Genomic DNA, 26,894 nt, shown 5'->3' with positions numbered 1-26,894 from the left:
CGTGTGCTCAGTCCACCATCTCGCGCCCGGTCAGGCGCAGAAAAACGTCTTCGAGATTCGCCGGACGATGCAGATAGCGCACGCCGGGACGGCCCTTGACGCGTTGATGCACCGGCTGCGGATCGTCGACATAGCAAAAAAGCGTCTCGCCGCTGATCTCCATCCGCTCGACGAACGGTGCGAGTTCGTCGCGCAGCGTGTCCGGATCCGGCCCGTAAATTTCGATCACGTCGCAGCCGATCACCGATTCGATCAGTTCGTGCGGCCGGCCTTCCGCCACCTTCCGGCCTTCCTCGATCACGCAAAGCCGGTCGCACAGCCGCTCGGCTTCCTCCATGAAATGCGTGGTCAGCAGAATGGTCTTGCCGCGCGCGAGGAGCGAACGCAGCCTTTCCCAGATCAGATGCCGCGCCTGCGGATCGAGGCCGGTCGTGGGTTCGTCCATGATGAGCACGTCCGGATCGTTGACGAGCGCGCGCGCCAGCGTGAGGCGGCGCTTCATTCCGCCCGACAACTCGCCGACGCGCGCGTCCGCCTTGCTTTCAAGCCGCGCGAATTCGAGCAGCGACGGCACCAGCGCCGCGATCTCGCCGCCGCTCATCCCGAAATAGCGGCCGAACACGAGCAGATTTTCCCGCACGGTGAAATCCGGATCGAGATTGTCGAACTGCGGCACGACGCCGACGCGCCGGCGGGCAAAGCGCGCACGCGCGGGAACCGGCTCATCGACCAGGCGAATCCGGCCGGCGTCCGGCGACGTGATGCCGAGCAGCATCTTGAGCGTGGTTGTCTTGCCCGCGCCGTTCGGGCCGAGTAGCCCAAAACATTCGCCGCGCTGAACATTGAACGAAAGCCCGTCGACGACGACCTTGTCGCCGTAATGTTTCCGGACGTCCGAAAATTCGATGGCGGCGACGCCGGAAGCCGTTGAATCTGCTACGTCTGACATGCCTTTAGCCTGCGTTTTTTGGAAGAAGGACGAGCGGGCTAGTTTAATGCACGCACCACGGCGGCGCTCGCGCGGACCCGTGGCGCACCCGATGCGCGCATGGCGACGGTGTGTCGTGCACGAAGCATTGGCGAACAGCGCGAGGAGCCCTATCGATCAAGGCTGGCGCGCGCCTGGCACGAACCCCGCTTCAACCTTTCGGACGCGTTTCGACGCATCAGCGTTTTCCATCGTTGCCATGCCAGCGGCGACGCACGATCATGCAGGCAACGCCGCGCCGAATTCCCGGGGGCGAGGAGAACCATCATGGCGAGCTACCAGAAAATCCTTCTTTGTTACGACGGCACCCGCGAAGGCCGCAAGGCGCTCCGGCAGGGCGCGAACCTCGCCATCGAACTGAAAGCCGAGACGCATGTGCTCGCGGTGGTCGATATGCGTTCGAGCATCGCACAAAGCGCGGGCCTCTTGACCGATATGGCCTGCGGCCGTTTCGAGGATGCCGCGCGCGACATCCTGCAGGAAGGCGTCGACTGGCTCACCGAACGCGGCTTGCCCGCACAGGGCCACTTCGCGTTCGGTCATCCGATCGATGAAATCGCGAATCTCGCCGAGACGCTCAAAGTGGATCTGGTCGTGGTCGGGCATCGCTGCCGTAACGGACTGGCGCGCTGGTGGATGGGCGCGGGTAATACGCCGCTGCTCGATCGCGTCTCGTGCAGCATTTTGGTTGCCGTGTGCGCGGCGGGTGAATCGGAAGAGGCCGCTGAAGCCGAGGATGCCGCGCGCAAAGCCGCCCGCACAGCCGAAGCCAGCGTTTAGCGCGTTTGGTTTCCGCTGGGCGCGTGCTTTTTCGACGGCTCAGCTTGCCGCTATCCGTTGAGATCCACCGCGACCAGCTTCCACGAAATCAAGTTGGTGCGACGGAAGATCGCGGAATAATGCGCATCGCCCGCGCCGTGCTGATACGTGACGACAAACGTGTTGACGTCGCGATAGGCCGCCGCGGTTTGCGGCGGCGGCTTTTGCGCTTCATCGGCGTGGGTCGCGGGAGACGCCGGAGCGGGTGCGTTGGCCGGGGCGGCGGACGCATCCGGTGACGCGGCGACCGGCGGCGGCGGGCGCTCGCCAGGATTCCCTTGCGGCGGGATGCCGTTGAGAATCGCGGCCACGCCGTCAGGCGTGGCGTAGGAATCGACCAGCGGCCCGACTAGCGCCGCACCGATCATCGCGCCGATCACCGCCAGCGGATTCCCGCTTTTTTGAATATCCAGACGGCGCGTCAGCAGTCCGGACACTTGCTCCTTGAGACTGTCGCGCAGCGCGGGGAAATCGACGTACTGATTCACGGTTGCGGCGTCGCGCGCGTCGGCCGCGCGCTTCACGCGATCCAGCACGATATACGGCGACGCGTACAACAGCGCACATGCCGCGGCGACAACGATGAGTACAAGCGTGACGAGAACGGACTTACGGGTACGGGTCATACGGTCGAGCGCCTTTTCTGATTACCAGGGTCCCTGAATGGACCGCATTCGTGCGCGTTTGATCCCGGAAATTGCGTTTGTCCTTTCTCGCCGCGGTCGAGCCGAAGTCGAGCCGAAGTCCATCAGGCGAAAAGCCCACCCTCGACACCGGCACGTTCTTCGTCGATACAACGGTCGATCATGCGCGACACCTCGTCGATATTGCCGACCATGATGACGCGCGATTCCCCGCGATAGATCCGCACCGGCGCGCGCCGTTCCGCCTGTGCATGCACCGACGAACTCAATGAAACGCGCGCAAACGCCGGTTGGCGTGAGGGCAGCGCCGGCAATTCATCGAACAGGCCGGGCGTGGCCGACGCGACGTCTGCGGCAGCTGTTCGCAGCTTGCACGACATAAGTGAACGCAAGTGACGCAGGCGGCCAAACTGACGGAAGGGCAACAAACGGGCGAATCGTTCCATGATGTTTCTCCAGACAATAGGACACACCGCGGCGCGCCGCGAGTGCGGCCGCCGTCTTGCAATATCGATTTGATGGATTGCGCCGCCCGGATCAGCCGTGCTGGTCCGAACCCGCGCTATTTAGAACTCGCCGGATCGAATCAAACCGACCGCGATTCCTTCCAGCGCAAACTCCGCGCTGCCCGACGCAACGAAGATATTTTCGTAATCCGGGTTTTCGGCGATCAGCTCGACACCGTCCTTGCGCCGTTTCCAGCGCTTGACCGTGACGTCGTCGCCGATTCGCGCGACCACGATCTGCCCGTCTTTCGCTTCGGTCTTTTTCTGCACGGCGAGCAGGTCGCCGTCGAAAATGCCCGCGTCGCGCATGGAAAGACCGCGCACCTTGAGCAAATAGTCCGGACGGCTCGAAAAGAGCGCCGGGTCGCACATATAGGTCTGCGCGATATGTTCCTGCGCGAGGATCGGACTGCCCGCCGCGACGCGCCCGACAAGCGGCAACGACAACTGCATGATGCTGGCGTGCGGCAGCGTGAACTGGTGCGGCGCGTCCTCCATGTTGCCCGTAAGCAGACGAATACCGCGCGACGCACCCGCCGCCAGTTCGATCACACCCTTGCGCGCCAAGGCACGCAAATGCTCTTCGGCGGAGTTCGCGGAACTAAAACCCAGCTCGGCGGCAATCTCGGCGCGCGTCGGCGGAAAACCGGTGCGCTCGATGGCGCGCTGGATCAGTTCGAACACCTCTTGCTGCCGCGCGGTTAGTTTGCTCATTTTTGTCACTGGCAAGGCCTCTGGTGCACTGTATGGATGGACAGGTGACTGTATTTTTATACAGTATCTCGCGCATTTCAAGCTTTACTTGAAGTTCGGCGTGCAAGCCTCGCGAGCAAGGGTTTTCGCGCCTTATTTTGATCGCTCGAACATCGGTTTTCGTGCCGCAACGCCGCGCCCAGCCGTCATTACCACTTTTGAGTATTAAAAAATGAAGAACAATTATTTTTAATAATGAAAGCCCGTCGATAGACTCGCTCCATCAACTCACAACGACGGAGAACGGGGAATGCTTAGTCTGAAAACGGGTTTCGGGGCGCGGTCGCGGCGACTGCTGGCAACGTTGGTGCTGGGTGCGGCGACGGGCGCGGGAATGATCGCGCAGGCGCATGCGGATACGTCGTTCCTGAACGTTTCCTACGATCCGACCCGCGAGTTGTATCAGGATTTCAATCAGGCGTTTGCAAAGAAGTGGAAAGCCGAAACGGGCGAAACCGTGACCTTCAAGCAGTCGCACGGTGGCTCGGGCGGACAGGCGCGCGCCGTTCTGGACGGGCTCCAGGCGGACGTCGTGACACTTGCGCTGGCGTACGACATCGACGCGCTGGCGGGCAAGGGGCTCGTCAACGCCGACTGGCAAAAGCGGCTGCCGGACAACGCGTCGCCTTATACGTCGACGATCGTGTTCCTCGTGCGCAAGGGCAATCCGAAGCAGATCAAGGACTGGAACGATCTGGCGAAATCGGGGGTGTCGATTGTCACGCCGAACCCGAAGACCTCGGGCGGCGCGCGCTGGAATTATCTGGCGGCGTGGGCGTACGCGCTGCACCAGCCGAACGGCAACGAGCAGAAGGCGAAGGAATTCGTGTCGGCGCTCTATAAGAATGCCGGCGTGCTGGATTCCGGCGCGCGCGGCGCGACGACGAGTTTCGTGCAGCGCGGTCAGGGCGATGTGCTGATCGCGTGGGAAAACGAGGCGTTTTTGTCGCTGAAAGAATTTGGCTCTGACAAATTCGAGATCGTGGTGCCGTCGGTGAGCATTCTGGCCGAGCCGCCGGTCGCGGTGGTGGACAAGGTCGTCGATCGTCATGGCACGCGCAAGCTGGCCGAAGCGTATCTGCAATATCTGTATAGCGAGGAAGGGCAGGAAATCGCGGCGCGCAATTTCTATCGCCCGCGCTCCAGCAAAGTGCCGGCCGCGCTCACGAAGCAGTTTCCGAAGCTGAAGCTCTATACGGTCGACGATACGTTCGGCGGCTGGACCAAGGCGCAGAAAACGCATTTCGCCGATGGCGGCGTGTTCGATTCGATCTATCAGCCGCAGTAAATCATTGCGCGGGTGAGTCGTGTGTGCGATGCCCGCGCCGCGTCTAGAATCGCCTGACCGAAGCATCGAAAGAATAGCAGTGCCCATAAGCGGCTCGACCGCACATAACGACGCCGCCGCGACGCTGCTGTATTTCGCGGCGGTGACCCCTCAGCGCTCTACGTGCCAGGCATTCACGCACGGCGGGCGCGCTGGAACAGGATGAACGAAGCATGACGACGTTGACTTTCCGCAAGCCGAGCGCGCTGCCCGGCTTCGGCCTGACGCTCGGCATCACGCTGGCTTACTTGAGCCTCGTGGTGCTGATTCCGCTCGCGGCGACTTTCGCCAAAACGGCCACGCTCGACTGGGCGCAGTTCGTGCGCGCGGTTACTTCGCCGCGCGTGGTCGCGTCGTATCGGCTCACGTTTACCGCGGCGCTCGGTGGCGCGCTGATCAACGCCGTGTTCGGCTTTCTGGTCGCGTGGGTGCTTGTGCGTTATGAGTTTCCGTTCAAGCGCGTGGTGGATGCCGTCGTCGATCTGCCGTTCGCGCTGCCGACCTCGGTCGCCGGCATCTCGCTCGCGGCCGTGTACGCGACCAACGGGTGGATCGGCCAGTATCTCGCGCCGCTCGGCATCAAGGTCGCGTTCACGCCGCTCGGCGTGCTCGTGGCGCTGACGTTTATCGGCCTGCCGTTCGTCGTCCGCACGGTGCAGCCGGTGCTCGAAGACTTCGAGCGCGAGCAGGAAGAGGCGGCCGCGTGCCTCGGCGCGACGCGCTGGCTCACGTTCCGGCGCGTCGTGCTGCCCTCGCTTTTCCCCGCGCTTCTGACCGGTTTCGCGCTCGCGTTCGCGCGGGCGCTCGGCGAATACGGCTCGGTGATCTTTATCGCCGGCAACGTGCCGATGAAGTCCGAGATCACGTCGCTGCTCATCATCACGAAGCTCGAACAGTACGACTACGCGGGCGCTACGGCGATCGCGGTCGTGATGCTGTGCGTCTCGTTCCTGATGCTGCTCCTGATCAACACGCTGCAATGGTTCCTGCAACGGCGCACGAGCCGTGGCGGCGCCGGGCCGGCCGCGCCTGCGGTTGCGGGTTCGCTGCATGTCGAAGGGAGCCGCCCATGAGTTCGCCGGATCAGAAAGCCGTCGCCCCGCTCGGGACCGCGCGAGCGGGCCGTGAAGTGCATACGCTCAATCCCGTCACCGAGCCGCGCGCCGTGCGCTGGGTGCTGACCGGCGTGGCGCTCATGTTTCTCGCGCTGTTCCTCGTGGTGCCGCTCGCCGCCGTGTTCGTGCAGGCGTTCAGCAAGGGCGTCGAGTATTACTTCGAGTCGTTGAAGGACCCGGACGCGTGGTCGGCGATCAAGCTCACGTTAATCACCGCCGCCATCGCCGTGCCGCTGAATGTCGTGTTCGGGCTGGCGGCGTCGTGGTGTATCGCGAAGTTCGAGTTTCGCGGCAAGGCGCTGTTGACGACGTTGATCGACTTGCCGTTTTCGGTGTCGCCGGTGATTTCCGGATTGATCTATGTGTTGATGTTCGGCGCGCAGGGATGGTTCGGACCGTGGCTCCTCGATCACAACGTGCAGATCATTTTCGCCGTGCCGGGGATCGTGCTCGCCACTATTTTCGTCACGTTCCCGTTCGTCGCGCGCGAACTGATTCCGCTGATGCAGGCGCAGGGCAACGACGAGGAAGAAGCCGCACACGTGCTCGGCGCTTCCGGCTGGCAGATCTTTCGACGCGTCACGCTGCCTAATGTGAAGTGGGGGCTGCTGTATGGCGTGATTCTCTGTAACGCGCGCGCGATGGGCGAGTTTGGCGCGGTGTCCGTGGTGTCGGGACATATCCGCGGACAGACCGACACGATGCCGCTTCACGTCGAGATTCTCTACAACGAGTACAACTTTTCCGCGGCTTTTGCGGTGGCTTCGTTATTGGCGTTGTTGGCCCTCGTTACGCTCGGGCTTAAGTTGCTTGCTGAGCGGAGGATGTCGGCGGCTGCGCAGGGTTGAGGTTGGTTTGGTTGCTTGGCGCTTTCTGGGAACTTGCACGGGTTTGGTTTGCTGGCGCCGTTGCTTTTGTCGTTTAGCGCTTCTTGGGAACCTGCTTTCGTGTAGGTTTATTAGCACGCCGCTATGCGCGGCAGCAGTCACTTTCTTTGGCTAGCTGCAAAGAAAGTAACCAAAGAAAGCAGCACGAGATTCGGCGCCGTGGAGCGGCTTGAGGGTGGGTGGGTTACACCGTCTGATGCTCGGGCGCTTCTTGGGAACCTGCTTTCGTGTAGGTTTATTAGCACGCCGCTGTGCGCGGCAGCAGTCACTTTCTTTGGCTAGCTGCAAAGAAAGTAACCAAAGAAAGCAGCACGAGATTCGGCGCCGTGGAGCGGCTTCAGGGTTGGCGGGGTAAACCGTCTGATGCTCGGGTGCTTCTTGGGAACCTGCTTTCGTGTAGGTTTATTAGCACGCCGCTGTGCGCGGCAGCAGTCACTTTCTTTGCTGCTGCAAAGAAAGTAACCAAAGAAAGCAGCGTGACCGTCTAAGCGTCCACCACGAACGGTTTCCCGGAGTGGTGCGCAAGCTGACTCGGCCATCGCACCGCACAACAAAGTGGAGCCGCTCATTCATCCCGGCAGGCACAAAGTGCCTGCCGGCGGGGCAGAACCAGAACCGACGGTTTTTAGATGTGCCCGTCGTCCTCGCGAAGCGAGGATGGAACTGACAGGAGCTGTGCCAATACGTGTGAGTGCGTGGCGACCGAATCAGCTTGCGCGCCTATCCGTGTGGTTATGAGAGGTGGACACTTAGACGGATAAGCTGCTTTCTTTGCTTACTTTCTTTGCAGCAGCAAAGAAAGTGAGTCCCGCCCCGGACAGGGGCAGAGCTAATAGACGTACACGAAAGCAAGTTCCCAGGAAGCACAGGCAAACACGAGCAGAGCGCGAGCAAGCCAAAACGGTCCGCCCCGGACAGGGGCATCGCTAATAGACGTACACGAAAGCAAGTTCCCAGGAAGCACAGGCAAACAAAAGCAGAGCGCGAGCAAGCCAAAACGGTCCGCCCCGGACAGGGGCAAAGCTGATAGACGTACACGAAAGCAAGTTCCCAGGAAGCGCAGGCAAACACGAGCAGAGCGCGAGCAAGCCAAAACGGTCCGCCCCGGACAGGGGCATCGCTAATAGACGTACACGAAGACAAGTTTCCAGATAAGCACGAGCGCATCAGACGGTGTAAACACCCCACGAAACGCCAGTGCAAAGCATCGATTGAGAAAAAAGGCAAACCCATGAGCATCATCGTCCGCAATCTGCAAAAGCGCTTCGGCGATTTCACCGCCCTCGACAATGTGTCGCTCGACTTCCCTTCGGGCGAACTGGTCGCGCTCCTCGGCCCCTCGGGCTGCGGCAAGACCACGTTGCTACGCGTGATCGCGGGCCTGGAATACGCCGACGCGGGCCAGGTCGTGCTGAACGGCGAAGACGTGGCGACCGTCGGCGCGCGTGAACGTCAAGTCGGCTTCGTGTTCCAGCACTACGCGCTGTTCCGCCACATGACGGTCTTCGAAAACGTCGCCTTCGGCCTGCGCGTAAAGCCGCGCCGCGAACGTCCGACCGAAGCGGTGATCCGCGAGAAAGTCCACGAACTACTCAGACTCGTGCAACTCGACTGGCTCGCGCAACGCTTCCCGTCGGAATTGTCCGGCGGTCAGCGCCAACGTATCGCGCTCGCTCGCGCGCTCGCGGTCGAACCGAAAGTGCTGTTGCTCGACGAACCGTTCGGCGCGCTCGACGCCAAGGTCCGCAAGGAACTGCGCAGCTGGCTGCGGCGTCTGCACGACGACCTGCATATTTCGACCATCTTCGTCACGCACGATCAGGAAGAAGCGCTGGAAGTGGCGGACCGGATCGTCGTGCTCAATCGCGGACACGTCGAGCAAGTGGGCAGCCCGCAGGATGTCTACGATCACCCGCAAACGTCGTTCGTCTACGAATTCCTCGGCGCGGCCAACCGGCTGCGCGGCAATGTCGATGCAAACGGCTTCGTCGCGACCGGCGCGGACAAGGCCATCGCCGTGGAAGCGTCGTTCGCCGGCCCCGCGCTCGCCTACGTTCGACCGCACGATCTGACGCTGTATCCGCGCGATTCGCGTGAAACGGGGCATCGCGACGGCATCGTGGTCGGCGTGCGGCGCATCGTGCCGCTCGGCGGATCGGTCAGGGTGGAACTGGAAAGCGCGGAAGGCAGCGTGCTCGAAGCCGAACTCGACCGCGAAACGTGGCGCAACCTGAATCTGAACGTCGGCGACGGCGTGACAGCCGTGCCGCGCGGCCTGCGCGTCTTCCCGGCGACGGCGCAATAAACGCGCGAAGAACACATCAAAAGAGAGGCAAACATGAACTTCCAGCAATTGCGTTTCGTGCGCGAAGCAGTGCGCCAGAACATGAACCTGACCGAGGTCGCCAATGTGCTCTACACGTCGCAATCGGGCGTGTCGAAGCAGATCAAGGACCTGGAGGACGAACTCGGCGTCGATATTTTCATCCGGCGCGGCAAGCGGCTTACAGGCCTGACGGAGCCGGGGCGCGAGGTGCATCAACTGATCGAGCGGATGTTGCTCGACGCTGAAAATCTGCGCCGAGTCGCGCGCCAGTTCGCCGATCAGGACAACGGCCATCTCGTCGTCGCGACCACGCACACGCAGGCGCGCTACGCGCTGCCGAAGGTGATCCGCCAGTTCACCGAGGTGTTTCCGAAGGTGCATCTCGCGCTGCGTCAGGGCAGCCCGCAGCAGATCGCGCAGATGATCATCAACGGCGAAGCGGATATCGGCATCTCGACGGAAGCGCTCGACCGCTATCCGGATATCGTCACGTTTCCGTGCTATTCCTGGCATCACACGGTGGTCGTGCCGAAGGGGCATCCGCTCGTTGGCCGCGAGAATCTGACGCTCGAAGAAATCGCGGAATATCCGATCGTCACCTACGACAACGACTTCACCGGCCGCTCGCACGTCGATCAGGCGTTTGCAAAAGTAGGCGCGCTGCCCGACGTGGTGCTGACCGCCATCGACGCCGATGTGATCAAGACCTATGTGGAACTCGGCATGGGCATCGGCATCGTCGCGGCCATGGCCTACGACGCGAAGCGCGACACGGAACTCGTCGCGCTCGACACGCAGCACCTGTTCGAGGCGAGCACGACGCGCGTGGGCCTGAGAAAGGGCGCGTTCTTGCGCGCGTATGCGTACCGGTTGATCGAGATGTTCGCGCCGCAACTCGGCGAGGCGGAAATCGCCGCGCAACTGCGCGAAGCGGCCTGACTCCGAGGCGTCGAGCGCGGGTCATGTCCGCTGTTTTACAATCGCGGATATGACTACTTCATCTCTTTCAAAACCGTGTATCGCGGTGCTCGCGACTGGCGGAACCATCGCCGGCGCTGCCGCCGATGCGTCGAAAACCTCGGGTTATACGGCGGGCGTGATCGGCGTCGAGCAACTGCTGGCCGCCGTCCCCGCGCTCGCGGATGTCGCGCGCATTCAGGCCGAACAGATCGCGAGCATCGACAGCAAGGACATGACGCCCGCGCTGTGGATCGCGCTGGCCGCGCGTATCAATACGCTGCTGCTCGATGACGCGGTGAACGGCGTCGTCGTCACGCACGGCACGGATACGCTCGAAGAAACCGCTTACTGGCTGCATCTGTGCGTGAAGAGCGCGAAGCCCGTCGTGATGACAGCGGCGATGCGCCCGTCCACCGCGCTCTCCGCCGATGGCCCGCTCAACCTGCTGAACGCCGTCACGGTCGCGGCGAGCGCGGCGGCGGCCGGGCAGGGCGTGCTCGTCGCGTTCAACAACCAGATTCACAGCGCGCGCGACGTGACGAAAACGAGCACGTATGCGGTGGATGCGTTTCGTTCGCCGGAAGTGGGCGCGCTCGGTTGGGTGCAGGACGGGCAGGTCGAATTCCAGCGCAGCGTGACGCGCGCGCATACGATGACGTGCGCGTTCGTCGCGCCCGACGCAGCCGCGCCGGTTGAAATCGTGTCGAGTTACGCGGGGGCGTCGCGTGTCACGATCGATGCGCTGGTCGCGGCGGGCGTGCAGGGCATCGTGATCGCGGGGACGGGCAACGGCTCGATCCATTCGCCACTTCAACAGGCGGCAGTCGACGCGGTGCGCGCGGGCGTTGTCGTCGTGCGTGCGTCGCGCGTCGGCTCGGGCCACGTGATGCGCGACGGCGCGGCATCGGACGATAAGCTCGGCACCGTCACGGCAGGCACGCTCAACCCTTATAAGGCGCGCGTGCTGCTGATGCTGGCGTTGTCGGCGGGCATACGCGACACGGCAGCCGTGCAAAAGCTATTCGATACGTACTAAAAAAAACGCGAACCCAAAGGTTCGCGTTTTTTATGCAACTTTCAAAGAATCAGGCGGCAGCCGGAATCCGCAATACCTGACCCGGATAAATCTTGTCCGGGCTCTTCAGCATCGGCTTGTTCGCCTCGAAGATCACATCGTTTTTCGCGCCGTTGCCGTAATACTTCTCGGCGATCTTCCACAGGTTGTCGCCCGACACGACCGTATGGAACTGCGATTCCGGCGCGGCATTCGGCACGGTCAACTGGTCGTCGACTTTATCGACATGCTGCACGTTGCCCGCCGCCACCAGAATCTTTTCCTTCGTGGCCTGATCGGCTGCCGCGCCCGATACGGTGACCGTATGCGACGCGCCGTCATACGCGACCTGCAGATTGTCCGCGCTAAGGCCTTGCGCGCGGATATACGCGGTGATCGCATCGCTCGCGGTTTTGTTCAGCGCTGCCGCGTCCGGAGCAGCGGGCGCAGCCTGCGCCGTGGACGAAAGACCACCGAACAGCTTTTCGCCTGCATCCTTGATAAAACTGAGAATACCCATTGTTTCAACTCCAAAAATAACCACGGTTGTACGGCTCGCGAAGTCTAGGCAATTCGATCGAACACGCCATCAGATCGTTCCTAGACTTCGGCCCGTCGGAGTTGAAAAACGGCAAAAAAGTGGATGCAGCCGAGTGCCACCGGACAATTAAGCCGAGCGCAACGACCGGACCCACCTGTATGACATATCGGAAAGTGAAACAAATCCGACGCGGACACTCGACGACGCCGTCTGACCGACCAAGGCTTCCCCGCCGCCCTCGAGTGCCGCTCTCGGACCCCACACACGCCGCCCTCAGCCCAGAGCGGCGCAGTGCTCCCCGCGCATGCACGCGCGTGGAGCGCCCCACGGTTCAGGCCGCTTTCGCCGCTTCGCCCGGTTCATCGGCGACCTGGTAGTTCGACATGATTTCCAGCGCGCGGACCATCGCGGAGTGATCCCACGCTTTGCCGCCGTTCGCCGCGCACACGCTGAACAGTTGCTGCGCGCTCGCCGTATGCGGCAGGGCGAGACCCATCTTGCGCGCGCCGTCGAGTGCGAGGTTCAGATCCTTCTGATGCAGTTCGATCCGGAAGCCCGGATTGAACGTGCGCTTCGTCATGCGTTCGCCGTGCACTTCGAGAATCCGCGACGAAGCGAAGCCGCCCATCAGCGCCTTCCGAACGCGTTCCGGATCGGCGCCCGAGCGTGCGGCGAACAGCAGCGCTTCGGCAACGGCTTCGATATTCAGCGCGACGATGATCTGGTTCGCGACCTTGCAGGTCTGACCCGCGCCGTTATCGCCGATCAGCGAAATGTTCTTGCCCATCAGATCGAACAGCGGCTTAGCGAGATCGAACGAGCGCTGCGGGCCGCCAACCATGATCGTGAGCGTCGCTTCGCGTGCGCCGACTTCGCCGCCCGAGACCGGCGCGTCGAGGTAATCGCAGCCGAGCGCGTTGATCTTCTTGGCGAACTCCTGCGTGTCGAGCGGGGCGATCGAGCTCATGTCGATCACGAGCTTGCCCTTCGTCAGTCCCTTCGCGACGCCGTCGTCGGCGAAGAGGACAGCGGCGACATCGGGCGTATCCGGCACCATCGTGATGATGATGTCGCTCGTCAGCGCCACCGCGGTCGAGTCGGGCACGACGCTCGTCTGCGCGCGCAGGTCGTCCGGCACCGGGAACTTGCCGTTCACGACGAGCTTATGGCCGCCCTTGATGAGGTTGCGCGCCATGTGCGCGCCCATGATGCCCAAGCCGATGAAACCGATCGTTGCCATTGTGTTCGTGTCTCCAGTCCAGTTTTAAGCAGTTTTTTGCGTTACGCCGCTGCGCGCGCGGTCTTCGAGGCGGGCCGACCGGCCACATCCTGAAGCCAGCCGAGTCCTTCGCCGGTGGTGGTCTTCGGCTTGTACTCGCAGCCGATCCAGCCCTCGTAGCCGAGCGAATCGAGGAGCGCGAACAGATACGGGTAGTTGATCTCGCCGGTGCCCGGTTCGTTGCGGCCGGGGTTATCGGCGAGTTGCACGTGGGCGATCTGCGGCAGGTTTTTCTTGATCGTCGCCGCGAGTTCGCCTTCCATGCGCTGCATGTGATAGATGTCGTATTGCAGGAACAGATTGTCCGAACCGACCGCGCGGATCACGTCGAGTCCTTCGGCCGAACGGTTCAGCGCAAAGCCCGGAATGTCGTAGCTGTTGCACGGTTCGACCAGCAAGCGGATGCCTTCCTTCTTCAACGCGCTTGCCGCATAGCCGAGATTCTCGATGATCGTCGCGCGGGCCTGATCGTGGCTCACGCCGGCCGTCGGAATGCCGACGAGACAGTTGAGTTGCGGCACGTCAAGCGCTTTCGCATACTCGATCGCCCGGCCCACGCCTTCGCGGAACTCGGCCACGCGATCCGGCAGACACGCGATCCCGCGTTCGCCCGCTTCCCAGTTGCCCGCGGGCAAATTGTGCAGCACGAGCTTCAGGTTGTTGTCGTCGAGGCGGGATTTCAGGTCCGCCGTCGAATACGGATACGGGAACAGGAACTCGACCGCTTCGAAACCCGCGTCCGCCGCCGCCGCGAAGCGGTCGAGGAACGGGATTTCGTTGAACAGCATGGTCAGGTTCGCGGCAAATTTCGGCATGTTGTCTTCCTGATGGTCGGTCAGTTTTTAAAAAATTCAGCGCTAAAAAATTCAGCTTGCCTGCGCCATCGGCGTGACGGCGGTCGGCGCGTCGTCGAGGCTTTCGGCGAGCGGTTCGAACTCGTTGATCGCGTCGATTTCGGTGCCCATCGCGATATTCGTCACGCGTTCGAGCACGACTTCGACGATCACCGGCACGTTGAATTCGGACAGCATCGACTGCGCTTTTTGCAGCGCCGGCTTGATGTCTTCCGGCTTGAACACGCGGATCGCCTTGCAGCCGAGACCTTCGGCCACCGCGACGTGATCCACGCCGTAGCCTTCCAGTTCGGGCGCGTTGATGTTGTCGAAGGCGAGCTGCACGCAGTAGTCCATCTCGAAACCGCGCTGCGCCTGGCGGATCAGCCCGAGGTACGAGTTGTTCACCACGACGTGCACATACGGCAGCTTGAATTGCGCGCCTGCGGCGAGTTCCTCGATCATGAACTGGAAGTCGTAGTCGCCCGAGAGCGCCACGATCTGCCGTTGCGGATCGGCTGCCCGCACACCGAGCGCCGCCGGAATCGTCCAGCCGAGCGGGCCGGCCTGACCGCAATTGATCCAGTTGCGTGCCTTGTACACGTGCAGGAATTGCGCGCCCGCGATTTGCGACAGACCGATGGTCGTCACGTAGGTGGTATCGCGGCCGAACACCTGGTTCATCTCTTCGTACACGCGCTGCGGCTTGATCGGCACGTTGTCGAAGTGCGTCTTGCGGTGCATCGTGCGCTTGCGTTCCTGGCAGTCGGCCACCCACGCGCTGCGATCCTTGAGCTTGCCCGCGGCCTTCCATTCCTTCGCCACTTCGACGAACAGTTCCAGCGCGAACTTCGCGTCCGACACGATGCCGAGATCCGGACCGAACACGCGGCCGATCTGCGTCGGCTCGATATCGACGTGCACGAACTTGCGGCCCTTCGTGTACACCTCGACGCTGCCGGTGTGACGGTTCGCCCAGCGATTGCCGATGCCGAGCACGAAGTCGGACGCGAGCATCGTGGCGTTGCCGTAGCGGTGCGACGTCTGCAAGCCGCACATGCCGGCCATCAGCGGGTGATCGTCGGGAATCGCGCCCCACGACATCAGCGTCGGAATCACGGGCACGCCGAGCGTTTCCGCGAACTCCACGAGCAGGTCTTCGGCTGCCGCGTTCAGCACGCCGCCACCAGAGACGATCAGCGGCCTCTCGGCGTCGTTCAACATCGAGAGCGCCTTCTCGATCTGCTTGCGCGTCGCTTTCGGCTTGTAGACCGGCAGCGGCTCATACGTGTCGATGTCGAATTCGATCTCGGCCATCTGCACGTCGATCGGCAAATCGACCAGCACCGGGCCCGGGCGGCCCGAGCGCATCAGGTGGAACGCCTGCTGGAACACCCGCGGCACGAGCGCCGGCTCGCGCACGGTCACGGCCCACTTGGTCACGGGCTTCGCGATCGACTCGATATCGACGGCCTGGAAATCTTCCTTATAAAGCCGTGCGCGGGGCGCCTGACCGGTGATGGCGAGAATCGGAATCGAATCCGCCTGGGCCGAATACAGGCCGGTGATCATGTCCGTGCCGGCCGGGCCCGACGTGCCGATACACACGCCGATATTGCCGGGCGCGGCCCGCGTATAACCTTCGGCCATGTGCGACGCGCCTTCTACGTGGCGCGCGAGCACGTGGCTGATGCTGCCCGCCTTGCGCAGCGCCGAGTAGAACGGGTTGATGGCCGCGCCCGGCACGCCGAACGCGGTGTCGATTCCTTCTTTTTCCAGCACGAGGACGGCTGCATCGACGGCTCTCATCTTGGGCATGACTGTCTCCTTCCTTTATGTCTCTGTGTTTAGCGATACCGCATGAGAGGCACTTTAGGCCCGCACTAAAGGTTTGATAAGATCAGCGAAAGTCGTTTTGTCCGAAACAAAAAGTATTGAATGGCCGCTAACGGCCATCGCACCCGGAGACGCCGATGGACCGGTTCAAGCAAATAGAAACCTTTGTGCGCGTGGCCGAAGCAGGAAGCCTCGCGGCGGCGGCGCTGGAGGAGGGCGTGTCGCCGGTGATTCTCGGGCGGCGGATCGACGCGCTGGAGAAGCGGCTCGGCGTCAAGCTGATGTACCGGTCGACGCGGCGGCTTGTCGTGAGCGAGGACGGCGCGGCGTTTCTGGATCGTTGCCGGCATTTGCTGAGCGAGTGGGATCAGGCGGAAAACGAGCTGGCGGCGGGGCGGCGGGCCGTGAACGGGCATTTGATCGTGTCGGCGCCCGCCGCGTTCGGGCGGATGCACGTCGCGCCGCACGCGCCGGCGTTTATCGCCGATAAACCCGAATTGCAGATGTCGTTCAATCTCACCGACCGCGTCGTGGATCTCGTGCGCGAGGGCTATGACCTGTCGATCCGGATCGGCGGGGCGGTGGATCCGAATTTCGTCGCGGTGAAACTCGCGACCAATCAGCGCGTGGTGTGCGGCACGCCCGCGTATTTCGAGCGCTACGGCCGCCCGAAATCGCTCGACGACCTGCCGCGCCACAACTGTCTCGCGTTCAATTTGCAGGGCGGCCAGAACCGCGGCTGGTATTTCCGGCGCAACGGCAAGCTGGCGACGGTGCGCGTCTCGGGCAATCTGGATTGCAACGACGGCGAGTTGCTGCATCGCTGGATGTCCGAGGGACTCGGGCTCGGCTGGCGCTCCACCTGGGAAATCCAGCGGCAGCTGGCCGCGGGCGAGCTGGAAACCGTGCTGGACGAGTTCGCGCTGCCCGACTACGACATCCTCGCGGTGTATCCACAGCAGCGCTACGTGCCCGCACGAGTGCGCTACTTCATTGATTATCTTAGGGAAATCTACGCGCAACCGAATTATTGGAGCCGCGCGCCGTGAGTTCGTTTTCATTCGCACGGCGCCAGCGCCGATTTCCCGATTTTTGCGCTAACACATTGAAAATTCAGCGGAAGTGCTTCGCGAAAAGTCCGGACGCGCTTGCGCGGGAAGCTAGCCGAGGTTACAATCTTTGGCTTCTCACTTGCCGCACCGGTCCGACGCCCGGGTGGCTCTAATCCACAAGTCAGCACAAGGAGTGAATATGCGTCATTACGAAATCGTATTTATCGTGCATCCCGATCAGAGCGAGCAAGTGCCCGCCATGATCGAGCGTTACAAGAGCACGATCGCCACGCACGGCGGCCAGATCCACCGTATCGAAGACTGGGGCCGTCGTCAGCTGGCCTACATGATCGAGAAACTCGCGAAGGCTCACTACGTCTGCATGAACATCGAGTGCAATCAGGAAACGCTCGAAGAACTCGAACACGCGTTCAAGTTCAACGACGCAGTCCTGCGCCACCTGATCGTCAAGATGAAGAAGGCCGAAACCGGCCCGTCGCCGATGATGAAGGAAGTGCAGCGCGAAGAAGCCAAGAAGGCGGCCGCACAGCCCGCCGAAGCGCAGGCTTAAAGACGGCTTTAGTCGTCAAGCCACCAGGAATTAGATGAACCGGCTGCAACTGACAGCAAGCGTCGTGGAACGCGAACCGGTGCGGTACACACCCGCCGGCGTGCCGATAGCAAGTTGCACGTTGCATCACCGCACGGAAGTCGTCGAAGCGGGCATCGCCCGACAAGTCGAACTGACGATGCCGGCGGTGGCCGCCGGTGAGGCGAGCGGCAAGCTGGAAAGCTGTCCGATGGGCGTGGAAGCACGCTTCACCGGCTTTCTGGCGAAGAAGAGCCAAAACGCGCGAACCCTGGTGTTTCACATCACAGAATTGCAGGATATTGGAAAGGACTGAACATGCCCCGCCCGACTGGTAAGAAATTCGACAAGCGTCGTCAGCAACAAAACCCGCTCTTCAAGCGCAAGAAGTTCTGCCGTTTCACGGCTGCTAACGTCGATTACATCGACTACAAAGACACCGAAACGCTGAAAGACTTCGTCGGCGAAAACGGCAAGATCACGCCGGCTCGTTTGACGGGCACGAAGGCTCATTACCAACGTCAGCTCGATACGGCTATCAAGCGCGCGCGTTTTCTCGCGCTGCTGCCGTACACCGACCTGCACAAGGCCTAATCAGACGACGCAATAAGGAACAAGCCAAATGCAAATCATTCTTTTGGAAAAAGTCGTCAACCTGGGCAACCTGGGCGACATCGTGAAGGTCAAGGACGGTTACGCACGTAACTTCCTAATCCCGGGCAAGAAGGCACGCCGTGCAACGAAGGACGCAATCGCCGAATTCGAAGTCCGCCGCGCCGAACTCGAAAAGGTTGCCGCTGAAAAGCTGGCAGCCGCGACGGCTCAAGGCGAAAAGCTGAGCGGCGCGACCGTCCAGATCTCGCAAAAGGCCGGCGTCGATGGCCGTCTGTTCGGTTCGGTGACGAATGCTGACATCGCCGACGCGCTGAAGAAGCAAGGTCTGGCCGAAGTCGAGAAGGCGCAAGTGCGTCTGCCGGAAGGCCCGTTGAAGCTGGTCGGCGATCACGCTGTCCAGATCGCGCTGCACACCGACGTGGTTGTCGACGTGACAGTGTCGGTGCTCGGCGAACACGCTTAAGCGTCTAGCTGGCCTGGCGCTCAACGCGCAAGCCGTATAAGAGGGCAGGAACCGCAAGCGGTTCCTGCCTTTTTTCTTGGGTCCAGTAATTTGCCCAATTTTACCAATTGGCCGCGCTCCCTCATTTCGTCGATAATTCCACACCATGAACGCACCGTCGAAAGATCCGCAACTGGATGCGCTGAAAGTCCCGCCGCATTCCATCGAAGCCGAGCAGTCCGTCATCGGCGGCCTGCTGCTGGATAATGCCGCGTGGGACCGCATCGCCGATGTGATGTCGATCCGCGATTTCTACCGCTACGACCATCGCATCATTTACGAGCATATCGGCAAGCTGATTGCGGCGACGCGTCCGGCCGACGTGATCACCGTCTACGAGTCGATGACGACGGCGGGCAAGGCGGACGAAGTCGGCGGGCTCGCGTATCTGAACGCGCTCGCGCAGAACACGCCGAGCGCGGCGAATATCCGGCGTTACGCGGAGATCGTGCGCGATCGTGCCGTTTTGCGTCGGTTGGTGTCTGTTGCTGACGAAATTTCCGCCGATGCGTTTAATCCGCAAGGTAAGGAAGTGCGCCAGTTGCTCGACGAGGCCGAGGCGAAAGTGTTCTCGATTGCCGAGGATGGCGCGCGCGGTACGCAGGGTTTTCTTGAGATCGGGCCGCTGTTGACGCAGGTCGTCGAGCGGATCGACACGCTGTATCACACCGCGAATCCGAGCGACGTGACGGGAACGCCGACCGGTTTTGTCGACCTCGACCGCATGACGTCGGGCATGCACGGCGGCGAATTGATCATCGTGGCCGGGCGGCCGTCGATGGGTAAAACCGCGTTTTCGATGAATATCGGCGAGTACGTGGCCGTCGAATATGGGCTGCCGGTTGCCGTGTTCTCGATGGAAATGCCGGGCACGCAGTTGACGATGCGGATGATCGGTTCGGTCGGCCGGCTCGACCAGCATCGTATGCGGACCGGGCGTCTCACCGACGAAGACTGGCCGAAGCTCACGCACGCGGTGCAAAAAATGAGCGAGGCGCAGATTTTTATCGACGAAACCGGCGGCCTGAATCCGATGGAACTGCGCTCGCGCTCGCGCCGTCTCGCGCGGCAGTGCGGCAAGCTCGGGTTGATCATCGTCGATTACCTGCAGCTGATGTCCGGTTCCGGCAGCGCCGGCGAGAACCGCGCGACCGAAATCTCGGAAATTTCGCGCTCGCTCAAGAGCCTGGCGAAGGAACTGGACGTGCCGGTGATCGCACTTTCGCAGTTGAATCGCGGCCTCGAACAGCGCCCGAACAAGCGGCCGATCATGTCGGATTTGCGCGAATCCGGCGCTATCGAACAGGACGCGGACGTGATCCTGTTCATTTATCGCGATGAAGTCTACAACCCGGATAGTCCCGACAAGGGCACGGCCGAGATCATCATCGGCAAGCAGCGTAATGGTCCGATCGGTCCGGTGCGGCTGACTTTCCACGGTCAGTTCACTAAATTCGATAACTTCGCGGGCGCGCAGAACTTCTACGGCGAGTAAATTTGCCGCGGGAGTCGTCGGTCATTTTTGCGCTATCTTGCGGTTATCTTGCAACATCGCAGCGGCGGCGGTTCCGCTATCGCCGTCTCGCAAAGGTACAATGTGGCAGTTTGATGTCAGCCCCATATTGACCCATTTTCCGGGAATTTCATGTTCGGTCGATTCATGCCCACTGAGGGCAAATTCTTCGAAATCTTCAACGCGCACGCGAAATGCATTGTCGAGGCGAGCCGCGAACTCGAGCTGCTGATCGACAATCTGGAAGACGCCGAGATTCATAAGCAGAACGTCCAGACCAACGAAAAGCGCGCGGACAAGCTCACGCACGAAACCATCGACCTGTTGCACAAGACGTTCATCACGCCGCTCGATCGCGACGAAATCCACAAGCTCATCACGACGATGGACGACATCCTCGACCTGATGGAAGACGTTGCCACGGCCATTTCGCTCTACGACGTGCGTCATGTGACCTCGGAAGCCAGCCAGCTCGCGCACATCTGCACGGCGACGTCCGAGCGCGTGCAGCAAGCGGTCGCGCTGCTCGCCGACATGAAGCGCGCGAGCGAAATCCTGAAGATCTGCGAGGAGATCGATCGTCTGGAATCGGACGCCGACCGTGTTTTGCGCTCGGCCATGTCGAAACTTTTCCGCGAAGAAGACGACGTCAAGACGCTGATCAAACTCAAAGCGATCTACGAATTGCTCGAAACGATCACGGACAAGTGCGAAGACGTGGCGAACATCATCGAAGGCATCGTGCTGGAAAACGCCTGAGAAGGCCTGTCGCTGTCGCTGCGTGACTCTTTCGGCTGAAGCGCTGGCCGTCTCTCGGGCCCGTTTTTCGGCCCATCGTTGGGTCGAATGTCCGGCTCACATATCTGACCCATATCCGGCTCAATTTCTGGTTCGATACTAATAACCGATGCATTCGATTCAACTCGCTCTTTGGGCGGTCGTCACGCTCGTTCTGGTCGCACTCGTGTTCGACTTCATGAACGGCTTTCACGACGCCGCCAATTCGATCGCAACCGTCGTCTCGACCGGCGTGCTGAAGCCGCAGCAAGCCGTCGCCTTCGCGGCCGCCTTCAACGTGATCGCGTATTTCATCTTCCACCTGAAAGTCGCCGCGATGGTCGGCAAGGGCACGATCGACCCGAATATCGTCGATCACTACGTCATTTTCGGCGCGCTCGTCGGTGCAATCGGCTGGAATATCGTGACGTGGCACTACGGCATTCCGTCGAGTTCGTCGCACGCGCTGATCGGCGGGCTGATGGGCGCAGCGCTCGCCAAGTCGGGCTGGGGCGCGCTCAACGCCGACGGCCTGCTGAAAACCGTCGCGTTCATTTTCATCTCGCCGGTGCTCGGGTTCGTGCTCGGCTCGTTCTTCATGCTGCTGGTGTCGTGGATGTATTTCCGCACGCCGCCGTCGAAAGTGGACCGGCGTTTCAGGCGTCTGCAATTGGTATCGGCCGGGCTTTATAGCCTGGGACACGGCGGTAACGACGCGCAAAAAACCATCGGCATTATCTGGATGCTGCTGATCGCGACCGGCTACGCGTCGGCCGCCGCCGATGCACCGCCGGTCTGGGTGATCGGTGGCTGTTATCTGTCGATGGGTCTCGGCACGCTGTTCGGCGGCTGGCGCATCGTGCGTACGATGGGCCAGAAAATCACGAAGCTGAAGCCGGTCGGCGGTTTTTGCGCTGAAACGGGCGGGGCGATCACGCTCTTTATCGCGTCGTTTCTGGGTATCCCGGTTTCCACGACGCACACGATCACCGGCGCGATCGTCGGTGTCGGCGCGACTCAGAAATTCAGCGCGGTGCGCTGGGGCGTGGCCGGCAATATCGTGTGGGCGTGGATTTTCACCATTCCCGCGTCGGCGGCCCTGTCCGCCGCCGGCTGGTGGTTCGGCCACAAATTCCTGTAGTGAACGCCGGACGCCGAGCGTCGTTCAGATGACCGGCGCCGAGACGCCGTCCATCGGGATGATTGCGCCCGACACGTAACTTGCCCGCCGGCTCGCCAGAAACAGCGCGACGTCGGCGATCTCCTCCGGTTTTGCATAGCGTCCGAGCGGCACTTTCGATTGCCCGCCCGCGAGCGCTTCGTCGCGCGTCACGCCTTGTTGCTTCGCCTCCAGCGTGAGCGCTTCCTCGACGCGCTCGGTCAGCGTCGCGCCCGGATTGATGGCGTTGATGCGGATGCCGAGCTTCGCGTAGTGATGCGCGAGGCCGACCGTCGCGAGCATCAGCGCCGCGTTCGCCGCGCCGCCCGCGATATGAATATCGCTCGCAATCTTCCCGCCCATCCCGATGATATTCACGACCGTGCCCGGCGCCGCCGCCGGATCGGATTTGCGGCGCGCCGCCATTTGCTTGAGTACGGCTTGCTGCGGGTAGACGTACGGAAAATATTTGGCATCCATCGCGGCGCGGAACGCGGCGGCATCGAGCGAATCCGGGTCGTAGCGTTTCGCCGCGCCAGCGCTATTCACAAGAATGTCGATCGGACCGAGCGCGCCTGTCGCTTCTTCCACGACGTCGTCGGCGCTGTGTGCTTCGTGCAGGTCGGCGCGCGCCAGATGGACGTGGAAGCCGAGCGCCGCGAGTTGTTCGCGGGCGCGCGCCAGATTCGCGGGATCGCGCGAGACGATCGCGACTTTCGCGCCTTCGGCGGCGAACGCCCGGGCGCACGCGAAGCCGATGCCTTTGCTGCCGCCCGTGATCAGCACGACTTTGCCGGCGAGTTCGAGATCCATGAGATTCGCTCCTTTCTGGCCGAGATATCGAGACACGATAGCAGACGTTGCGCGTGCCGTGCGACTCGACGATCAGTAACTTCCGGTAGCGAATTTGGCGATGGCGTCGTCGGTTTCGGCGGGGCGTGGCGCGGCGAGCGAGCCGGTGGAGGCGCGCATGACGTGCGCGGGCGGTTGAGATTGCGCGGGTTGCGTGGACTGCAGCGCACGCGCCTGCTGGGCCGCGAGCCGCGCGGTCGGCGGCGGCGGTTCGAACGCATCGGCGGCGGCGTCGATAGCGTCGGGCGGCGTGGTTTGCGCGACTGGAGCAACCGGCGCGACTGCGCCCGCTGCCTGCGCCTGACGTTGCGCGGCGGATATCGCCGGCGGCGGCGGTTCGAATTGATCGGCTGCTGTCGCTGTCGCTGTCGCGCCCGCAGTTTCGACCGGACGCGGCGCCGCGACCGGTTCCCGGCCGCCTTCGGGCGCGGGCGATGCGAGATACGTCGGTGCATCGAATGGTGCCGGCGCGGATTTCGGCGGCGCGACGCGGCGGATGCCGTCGAAACGCTTGGCCCAATAGGGGTTCGTCAGATAGTCGAGCCGTACCGTGCCGCCCGTGGAAGGCGCGTTCACGAAGCGCAGTTTCCCGACATAAATGCCGACGTGCGAATGCGCGCGGCCGGTCGTGTTGAAGAAGATCAGGTCGCCGGGCGCGACACCGTCCGGCTCGATCGCCTCGCCGCGCGAGCTCATGTCGGCGGTCGTGCGCGGCAGATTCACGGACGCCGCACGATCCACGACGTAGCGGACAAGCCCGCTGCAATCGAAACCGGCCTCGGGCGTGTTCCCGCCCCATCGATACGGCACGCCGACGAGCGACATCGCCTGGATGGAGATTTCCTCGCGGCCGACGCTGTGATCGACGAAGTTGGGGAATCCGGCGGGTTTTTCAAACGTGCGAGTCGATCCGCTCGACGCCGTGGCCGACGCACGCGACAGCTTCTGCGGCGCGCTCGAACACGCGGCGAGCAGAAGAGTAACGAGGAGCAGGGACCAGATTCGGCGCATGGACGACGGGCGCGCGACGAGACGCCCAAGCGGGGATGATTTCGCGATACTAGCCCGCGCGACAGGCCTGCGGCAAGCGATCTTGATAACTTACTTGAAGAAACGCGCGTAAGTGTGGCCTGTCCGAAACGGCCACAAATGAAAAAAGCCTCGCGGACCACGTCCGCGAGGCTTTCAAACAGCCGGTTAAAGTGCGGCCTAGAGAATATCCGATGCGTAATCGGCAAGACGCGAACGTTCGCCGCGCGCGAGCGTGACGTGTCCGCTGTGCGTCCAGCCCTTGAAGCGGTCCACCACGTACGTGAGGCCGGAACTGCCTTCGGTCAGATACGGCGTGTCGATCTGCGCGATATTGCCGAGGCAGATGATCTTCGTGCCCGGACCGGCGCGCGTGACGAGCGTTTTCATTTGCTTTGGCGTCAGATTCTGCGCTTCGTCGATGATCACGTATTTGTCCACGAACGTCCGGCCGCGCATGAAGTTCATGCTTTTCACCTTGAGACGCGAGCGGATCAGTTCCTGCGTCGCCGCGCGGCCCCATTCGCCGGCGGCGTCGTCGGTTTTCTGGAGGACTTCGAGGTTGTCGTCGAATGCACCCATCCACGGCTGCATTTTCTCTTCCTCGGTGCCCGGCAGGAAACCGATGTCCTCGCCGACCGGAACCGTCGCGCGCGTCACGATGATTTCGTTGTAGCGCTTGTCGTCCAGCACTTGCGCGAGGCCGGCGGCGAGCGCCATCAGCGTTTTGCCGGTGCCGGCCTGACCGAGCAGCGTGACGAAATCGACGTCCGGGTTCATCAGCAGGTTCAACGCGAAATTCTGCTCGCGATTGCGCGACGTGATGCCCCACACATTGTTCTTGTGGTGGCTGTAGTCGCGCAGCGTCTGCAGCAGCGCCGTCTTGCCGTTCAGTTCGCGGACGATCGCGTAGAACGACGGCTCGCCGTTCTGCGGCTCGAAATAGACGAACTCGTTGACCAGCATCGACGCGCACTGCGGACCCGTCACGCGGTAATACGTCGTGCCGGTCTTGGTGTCCTGCCAGCTCTCCATGCCTTTCGCATGCTTCGTCCAGAAGTCCGCGGGCAGGGCGCGCACGCCGGAATAGAGCAGATCCTTGTCTTCGAGAACCTGATCGTTGAAATAATCCTCGGCCGGCAGATTGAGCGCATGCGCCTTGATGCGCATGTTGATGTCCTTCGACACCAGCACGACCTGGCGGTCCGTGCGCTCTTTCTGCAACGCGCGCACGACGCCGAGAATCTGGTTGTCCGCCTTACCGACGGGCAGCCCTTCGACCGGCTCGATATCGGTGAGCGTGGTCTGGAAATAAAGACGGCCGGTGGCATCGCGGTTGCCGAGCGCCGACAGCGGCAGGCCCGCCGACATTTCGCCGACGTGCGCGACCAGCGCGTCGAGCGTGCGGCTCACCTGACGCGCATTGCGCGCCACTTCCGACATGCCCTTCTTGTGATTGTCGAGTTCTTCGAGCGTCATCATCGGCAGATAGACGTCGTGTTCCTCGAAACGGAACAGCGAACTCGGATCGTGCATCAGCACGTTGGTATCGAGCACGAACAGCTTGCCGATCTCCGCTTCCGGCTGGCCGCCCTTGCGGCGTTTCGGCTGCTGACGGGTTTGCTGCGCGACGGCGGGCGCGGCGGGCGCGGCCGGCGCTTCGCTCTTCGGGGCGCGCGTTTCGCGGGCGACGGCGGGCGGCGCGCTCACGGCGTCTTCCAGATCGGCGCGCGCGGGCGCGGCGGGCTGCAACAACGCGGCGGTTTGTTTCGACCGGCGGTTGCGCGCGGCGGGCGCGGCCGATTCTGCTTCGCTCGCGGCATTCTGCGCGGCATGCGCGATGGTTTCGCTCGCGATCGCGCGCAGCGTGTGCGCGGTATTAGCCGCGGCGGGACGCGCCTGGCCGACGGTGTCGTCGGTAGCGGATGCAGCGCCGAAATCGGCGGTGTCGAGCGGATCGCTCTCGCTCGGCTGCTTTTTCGACGATTTCGCAGGCCGGGCTTTGGCTTTGTATTCTTCAGACGGCAGGAGGTTGCCGAGCTTGGCGGGTGCGGTAGGCAAAGGCATGGTTTCCCTCGAAAGGAACGGTGCGTCATATCGTGCGCCGCCTGTCGCATCCTGCTTGTCACATGCAGTTTGCGCCCGGCGACGCGCTTCGGTTTCGAAAACGCCGGTTCGCCTAAGTTTCGATCGGCTCCTTGGAAGTTGCGTCCTGCGGATATGTCGCGAAGTGTGCGCCCGTTGCGTGGCGGGCGCGCGACACAAGTGAAAAAGCCGCTGTTCCGGAGTGCGGAACCAGCGGCTCGACATCGATTCTCAAACGCGCGGCTTGGGCCGTTTCTGCGTAGCTTGAATCCCCGCCGACCGCGCGGAAAGCCGCGTGGTGATTGGCGCTACGGAAAGAAGAGTGGGGTAGGCAGGCGCTCATTGCAAACCAATATAGCGTGCCTCAAAGCGCTTGTACAGCCTCCACAATTGCTTCTACATGACCCGGTACCTTGATCCCGCGAAACTCGCGCCGGAGTACGCCGTCGGCGTCGAGAAGGAAGGTGGAACGTTCGATTCCGCGTACTTCTTTACCGTACATTTTCTTCATTTTGATGACGCCGAAGAGCGAGCAGATGGCTTCGTCGGCGTCGGACACGAGCGTGTACGGCAATTCGAGTTTCGCCTTGAAGTTGTCGTGCGATTTCACGCTGTCGCGCGAAATGCCGACGACTTCCGCGCCTGCCGCCTGAAACTGCGGATACAGGTCGCGAAACTGCAGGCTTTCCGTCGTGCAGCCGGGCGTGTTGTCCTTCGGATAGAAAAAGAGCACGACCTTCTTGCCGCGCAGGCTGGCGAGCGAGAACTCGCCGCCGGTTGCGGGCGCGGTGAAGTCGGGGACGCTCTGGTCGACGGCGATCGGCACGAAGTTTTCTCCTGGTGTTCCTGGGGA

At 62.2% G+C, this 26,894-nt stretch carries 27 protein-coding genes; 15 read left to right on the top strand and 12 right to left on the bottom strand.

The window, feature by feature from the left end:
• Positions 1-7: 7 nt before the first annotated feature.
• Positions 8-1,042 carry a nodulation factor ABC transporter ATP-binding protein NodI gene (nodI, locus tag AC3D25_RS09085; protein WP_488889647.1) on the bottom strand — a complete coding sequence of 345 codons (1,035 nt, stop codon included), beginning with the start codon at positions 1,040-1,042 and terminating at the stop codon, positions 8-10.
• 213 nt (positions 1,043-1,255) lie between these two features.
• Here nodI and AC3D25_RS09080 point away from each other — a divergent pair, with 213 nt between their 5' ends.
• Positions 1,256-1,768: a universal stress protein gene (locus AC3D25_RS09080; RefSeq protein ID WP_488888084.1), complete on the top strand. Its 513-nt coding sequence runs from the start codon at positions 1,256-1,258 to the stop codon at positions 1,766-1,768.
• Positions 1,769-1,818: 50 nt separating this feature from the next.
• On the opposite strand, the gene AC3D25_RS09075 is transcribed toward AC3D25_RS09080, so the two are convergent.
• From AC3D25_RS09075 to lexA, 3 genes are all read right to left on the bottom strand, one after another.
• The gene (locus tag AC3D25_RS09075; protein WP_488888083.1) at positions 1,819-2,433 is read right to left on the bottom strand and encodes a DUF2939 domain-containing protein; all 615 of its coding nucleotides are present in this window, start codon (positions 2,431-2,433) and stop codon (positions 1,819-1,821) included.
• A 122-nt stretch (positions 2,434-2,555) separates the two neighbouring features.
• Positions 2,556-2,897 (bottom strand): hypothetical protein, encoded by a 342-nt coding sequence (locus tag AC3D25_RS09070; RefSeq protein ID WP_488888082.1) that lies wholly within the window; start codon positions 2,895-2,897, stop codon positions 2,556-2,558.
• A gap of 120 nt (positions 2,898-3,017) precedes the next feature.
• Entirely contained in the window at positions 3,018-3,671 is a 654-nt protein-coding gene (gene lexA / locus AC3D25_RS09065) for a transcriptional repressor LexA (RefSeq protein WP_488888081.1), read from the bottom strand.
• 289 nt (positions 3,672-3,960) lie between these two features.
• On the opposite strand from lexA, the gene AC3D25_RS09060 reads away from it, so the two are divergent.
• The 6 genes from AC3D25_RS09060 to AC3D25_RS09035 all read left to right on the top strand — a co-directional run bounded on the left by AC3D25_RS09060 (position 3,961) and on the right by AC3D25_RS09035 (position 11,361).
• Positions 3,961-4,998, top strand: coding sequence for a sulfate ABC transporter substrate-binding protein (locus tag AC3D25_RS09060; protein WP_488888080.1), 1,038 nt, complete (start codon positions 3,961-3,963; stop codon positions 4,996-4,998).
• A 212-nt stretch (positions 4,999-5,210) separates the two neighbouring features.
• Positions 5,211-6,110, top strand: coding sequence for a sulfate ABC transporter permease subunit CysT (gene cysT, locus AC3D25_RS09055; protein WP_488888079.1), 900 nt, complete (start codon positions 5,211-5,213; stop codon positions 6,108-6,110).
• Positions 6,107-7,000, top strand: coding sequence for a sulfate ABC transporter permease subunit CysW (gene cysW / locus AC3D25_RS09050; protein WP_488888078.1), 894 nt, complete (start codon positions 6,107-6,109; stop codon positions 6,998-7,000). Before cysT ends, cysW begins: the two co-directional genes overlap by 4 nt.
• Before the next feature lie 1,270 nt (positions 7,001-8,270).
• Positions 8,271-9,344 (top strand): sulfate/molybdate ABC transporter ATP-binding protein, encoded by a 1,074-nt coding sequence (locus tag AC3D25_RS09045; protein ID WP_488888077.1) that lies wholly within the window; start codon positions 8,271-8,273, stop codon positions 9,342-9,344.
• Positions 9,345-9,377: 33 nt separating this feature from the next.
• Positions 9,378-10,304 carry a CysB family HTH-type transcriptional regulator gene (locus AC3D25_RS09040; protein WP_488888076.1) on the top strand — a complete coding sequence of 309 codons (927 nt, stop codon included), beginning with the start codon at positions 9,378-9,380 and terminating at the stop codon, positions 10,302-10,304.
• 49 nt (positions 10,305-10,353) lie between these two features.
• Positions 10,354-11,361 carry an asparaginase gene (locus tag AC3D25_RS09035; RefSeq protein WP_488888075.1) on the top strand — a complete coding sequence of 336 codons (1,008 nt, stop codon included), beginning with the start codon at positions 10,354-10,356 and terminating at the stop codon, positions 11,359-11,361.
• Between the two features lie 49 nt (positions 11,362-11,410).
• On the opposite strand, the gene lysM is transcribed toward AC3D25_RS09035, so the two are convergent.
• The 4 genes from lysM to gcl form a co-directional block, all read right to left on the bottom strand.
• The gene (gene lysM / locus AC3D25_RS09030; protein ID WP_488888074.1) at positions 11,411-11,899 is read right to left on the bottom strand and encodes a peptidoglycan-binding protein LysM; all 489 of its coding nucleotides are present in this window, start codon (positions 11,897-11,899) and stop codon (positions 11,411-11,413) included.
• A gap of 352 nt (positions 11,900-12,251) precedes the next feature.
• Complete coding sequence (locus AC3D25_RS09025; RefSeq protein ID WP_488888073.1) at positions 12,252-13,160, bottom strand: 2-hydroxy-3-oxopropionate reductase; 909 nt, start codon at positions 13,158-13,160, stop codon at positions 12,252-12,254.
• A gap of 41 nt (positions 13,161-13,201) precedes the next feature.
• Positions 13,202-14,014, bottom strand: coding sequence for a hydroxypyruvate isomerase (gene hyi, locus AC3D25_RS09020; protein WP_488888072.1), 813 nt, complete (start codon positions 14,012-14,014; stop codon positions 13,202-13,204).
• 51 nt (positions 14,015-14,065) lie between these two features.
• Positions 14,066-15,850 carry a glyoxylate carboligase gene (gene gcl, locus AC3D25_RS09015; RefSeq protein ID WP_488888071.1) on the bottom strand — a complete coding sequence of 595 codons (1,785 nt, stop codon included), beginning with the start codon at positions 15,848-15,850 and terminating at the stop codon, positions 14,066-14,068.
• Between the two features lie 155 nt (positions 15,851-16,005).
• Between gcl and AC3D25_RS09010 the strand changes: the two genes are divergently transcribed.
• From AC3D25_RS09010 to AC3D25_RS08975, 8 genes are all read left to right on the top strand, one after another.
• A complete protein-coding gene (locus AC3D25_RS09010) occupies positions 16,006-16,917 on the top strand; it encodes a substrate binding domain-containing protein (protein WP_488888070.1) in 912 nt (303 codons plus the stop codon).
• A gap of 202 nt (positions 16,918-17,119) precedes the next feature.
• Entirely contained in the window at positions 17,120-17,491 is a 372-nt protein-coding gene (gene rpsF, locus AC3D25_RS09005) for a 30S ribosomal protein S6 (RefSeq protein ID WP_488888069.1), read from the top strand.
• Positions 17,492-17,525: 34 nt separating this feature from the next.
• Positions 17,526-17,825 (top strand): primosomal replication protein N, encoded by a 300-nt coding sequence (gene priB, locus AC3D25_RS09000; protein ID WP_488888068.1) that lies wholly within the window; start codon positions 17,526-17,528, stop codon positions 17,823-17,825.
• A 2-nt stretch (positions 17,826-17,827) separates the two neighbouring features.
• Complete coding sequence (gene rpsR, locus AC3D25_RS08995; RefSeq protein ID WP_056353086.1) at positions 17,828-18,103, top strand: 30S ribosomal protein S18; 276 nt, start codon at positions 17,828-17,830, stop codon at positions 18,101-18,103.
• 28 nt (positions 18,104-18,131) lie between these two features.
• The gene (gene rplI / locus AC3D25_RS08990) at positions 18,132-18,587 is read left to right on the top strand and encodes a 50S ribosomal protein L9 (protein ID WP_488888067.1); all 456 of its coding nucleotides are present in this window, start codon (positions 18,132-18,134) and stop codon (positions 18,585-18,587) included.
• A 145-nt stretch (positions 18,588-18,732) separates the two neighbouring features.
• Positions 18,733-20,121, top strand: coding sequence for a replicative DNA helicase (locus AC3D25_RS08985; RefSeq protein ID WP_488888066.1), 1,389 nt, complete (start codon positions 18,733-18,735; stop codon positions 20,119-20,121).
• A gap of 150 nt (positions 20,122-20,271) precedes the next feature.
• Entirely contained in the window at positions 20,272-20,898 is a 627-nt protein-coding gene (locus AC3D25_RS08980; RefSeq protein ID WP_488888065.1) for a DUF47 domain-containing protein, read from the top strand.
• Between the two features lie 148 nt (positions 20,899-21,046).
• Positions 21,047-22,057, top strand: a complete 1,011-nt coding sequence (locus AC3D25_RS08975; RefSeq protein WP_488888064.1) for an inorganic phosphate transporter — start codon at positions 21,047-21,049, stop codon at positions 22,055-22,057.
• Positions 22,058-22,081: 24 nt separating this feature from the next.
• On the opposite strand, the gene AC3D25_RS08970 is transcribed toward AC3D25_RS08975, so the two are convergent.
• From AC3D25_RS08970 to AC3D25_RS08955, 4 genes are all read right to left on the bottom strand, one after another.
• Positions 22,082-22,888 carry an SDR family oxidoreductase gene (locus AC3D25_RS08970; protein ID WP_488888063.1) on the bottom strand — a complete coding sequence of 269 codons (807 nt, stop codon included), beginning with the start codon at positions 22,886-22,888 and terminating at the stop codon, positions 22,082-22,084.
• A gap of 72 nt (positions 22,889-22,960) precedes the next feature.
• Positions 22,961-23,938: a C40 family peptidase gene (locus tag AC3D25_RS08965; protein ID WP_488888062.1), complete on the bottom strand. Its 978-nt coding sequence runs from the start codon at positions 23,936-23,938 to the stop codon at positions 22,961-22,963.
• A 198-nt stretch (positions 23,939-24,136) separates the two neighbouring features.
• Positions 24,137-26,023 (bottom strand): PhoH family protein, encoded by a 1,887-nt coding sequence (locus AC3D25_RS08960; protein WP_488888061.1) that lies wholly within the window; start codon positions 26,021-26,023, stop codon positions 24,137-24,139.
• 382 nt (positions 26,024-26,405) lie between these two features.
• A complete protein-coding gene (locus AC3D25_RS08955) occupies positions 26,406-26,867 on the bottom strand; it encodes a peroxiredoxin (RefSeq protein ID WP_488888060.1) in 462 nt (153 codons plus the stop codon).
• Positions 26,868-26,894 lie beyond the last annotated feature (27 nt).

The organism is Caballeronia sp. SL1002, from assembly GCF_057814995.1.
The sequence above is the reverse complement of the archived record's forward strand: the minus strand, read 5'-3'. Positions and strand labels throughout refer to the sequence as shown.

Excerpts from the sequence above, each read along its gene's own strand:
- AC3D25_RS08960 (WP_488888061.1), bottom strand. The coding sequence starts at position 26,023 with ATGCCTTTGCCTACCGCACCCGCCAAGCTCGGCAACCTCCTGCCGTCT.
- AC3D25_RS09025 (WP_488888073.1), bottom strand. The coding sequence starts at position 13,160 with ATGGCAACGATCGGTTTCATCGGCTTGGGCATCATGGGCGCGCACATG.
- AC3D25_RS09080 (WP_488888084.1), top strand. The coding sequence starts at position 1,256 with ATGGCGAGCTACCAGAAAATCCTTCTTTGTTACGACGGCACCCGCGAA.
- rplI (WP_488888067.1), top strand. The coding sequence starts at position 18,132 with ATGCAAATCATTCTTTTGGAAAAAGTCGTCAACCTGGGCAACCTGGGC.
- AC3D25_RS08985 (WP_488888066.1), top strand. The coding sequence starts at position 18,733 with ATGAACGCACCGTCGAAAGATCCGCAACTGGATGCGCTGAAAGTCCCG.
- AC3D25_RS09075 (WP_488888083.1), bottom strand. The coding sequence starts at position 2,433 with ATGACCCGTACCCGTAAGTCCGTTCTCGTCACGCTTGTACTCATCGTT.
- AC3D25_RS09035 (WP_488888075.1), top strand. The coding sequence starts at position 10,354 with ATGACTACTTCATCTCTTTCAAAACCGTGTATCGCGGTGCTCGCGACT.
- AC3D25_RS08965 (WP_488888062.1), bottom strand. The coding sequence starts at position 23,938 with ATGCGCCGAATCTGGTCCCTGCTCCTCGTTACTCTTCTGCTCGCCGCG.
- rpsF (WP_488888069.1), top strand. The coding sequence starts at position 17,120 with ATGCGTCATTACGAAATCGTATTTATCGTGCATCCCGATCAGAGCGAG.
- priB (WP_488888068.1), top strand. The coding sequence starts at position 17,526 with ATGAACCGGCTGCAACTGACAGCAAGCGTCGTGGAACGCGAACCGGTG.
- AC3D25_RS08970 (WP_488888063.1), bottom strand. The coding sequence starts at position 22,888 with ATGGATCTCGAACTCGCCGGCAAAGTCGTGCTGATCACGGGCGGCAGC.
- lexA (WP_488888081.1), bottom strand. The coding sequence starts at position 3,671 with ATGAGCAAACTAACCGCGCGGCAGCAAGAGGTGTTCGAACTGATCCAG.
- rpsR (WP_056353086.1), top strand. The coding sequence starts at position 17,828 with ATGCCCCGCCCGACTGGTAAGAAATTCGACAAGCGTCGTCAGCAACAA.
- gcl (WP_488888071.1), bottom strand. The coding sequence starts at position 15,850 with ATGCCCAAGATGAGAGCCGTCGATGCAGCCGTCCTCGTGCTGGAAAAA.
- AC3D25_RS09060 (WP_488888080.1), top strand. The coding sequence starts at position 3,961 with ATGCTTAGTCTGAAAACGGGTTTCGGGGCGCGGTCGCGGCGACTGCTG.
- AC3D25_RS09040 (WP_488888076.1), top strand. The coding sequence starts at position 9,378 with ATGAACTTCCAGCAATTGCGTTTCGTGCGCGAAGCAGTGCGCCAGAAC.
- AC3D25_RS09070 (WP_488888082.1), bottom strand. The coding sequence starts at position 2,897 with ATGGAACGATTCGCCCGTTTGTTGCCCTTCCGTCAGTTTGGCCGCCTG.
- cysW (WP_488888078.1), top strand. The coding sequence starts at position 6,107 with ATGAGTTCGCCGGATCAGAAAGCCGTCGCCCCGCTCGGGACCGCGCGA.
- AC3D25_RS09010 (WP_488888070.1), top strand. The coding sequence starts at position 16,006 with ATGGACCGGTTCAAGCAAATAGAAACCTTTGTGCGCGTGGCCGAAGCA.
- cysT (WP_488888079.1), top strand. The coding sequence starts at position 5,211 with ATGACGACGTTGACTTTCCGCAAGCCGAGCGCGCTGCCCGGCTTCGGC.
- AC3D25_RS09045 (WP_488888077.1), top strand. The coding sequence starts at position 8,271 with ATGAGCATCATCGTCCGCAATCTGCAAAAGCGCTTCGGCGATTTCACC.
- AC3D25_RS08975 (WP_488888064.1), top strand. The coding sequence starts at position 21,047 with ATGCATTCGATTCAACTCGCTCTTTGGGCGGTCGTCACGCTCGTTCTG.
- hyi (WP_488888072.1), bottom strand. The coding sequence starts at position 14,014 with ATGCCGAAATTTGCCGCGAACCTGACCATGCTGTTCAACGAAATCCCG.
- lysM (WP_488888074.1), bottom strand. The coding sequence starts at position 11,899 with ATGGGTATTCTCAGTTTTATCAAGGATGCAGGCGAAAAGCTGTTCGGT.
- AC3D25_RS08980 (WP_488888065.1), top strand. The coding sequence starts at position 20,272 with ATGTTCGGTCGATTCATGCCCACTGAGGGCAAATTCTTCGAAATCTTC.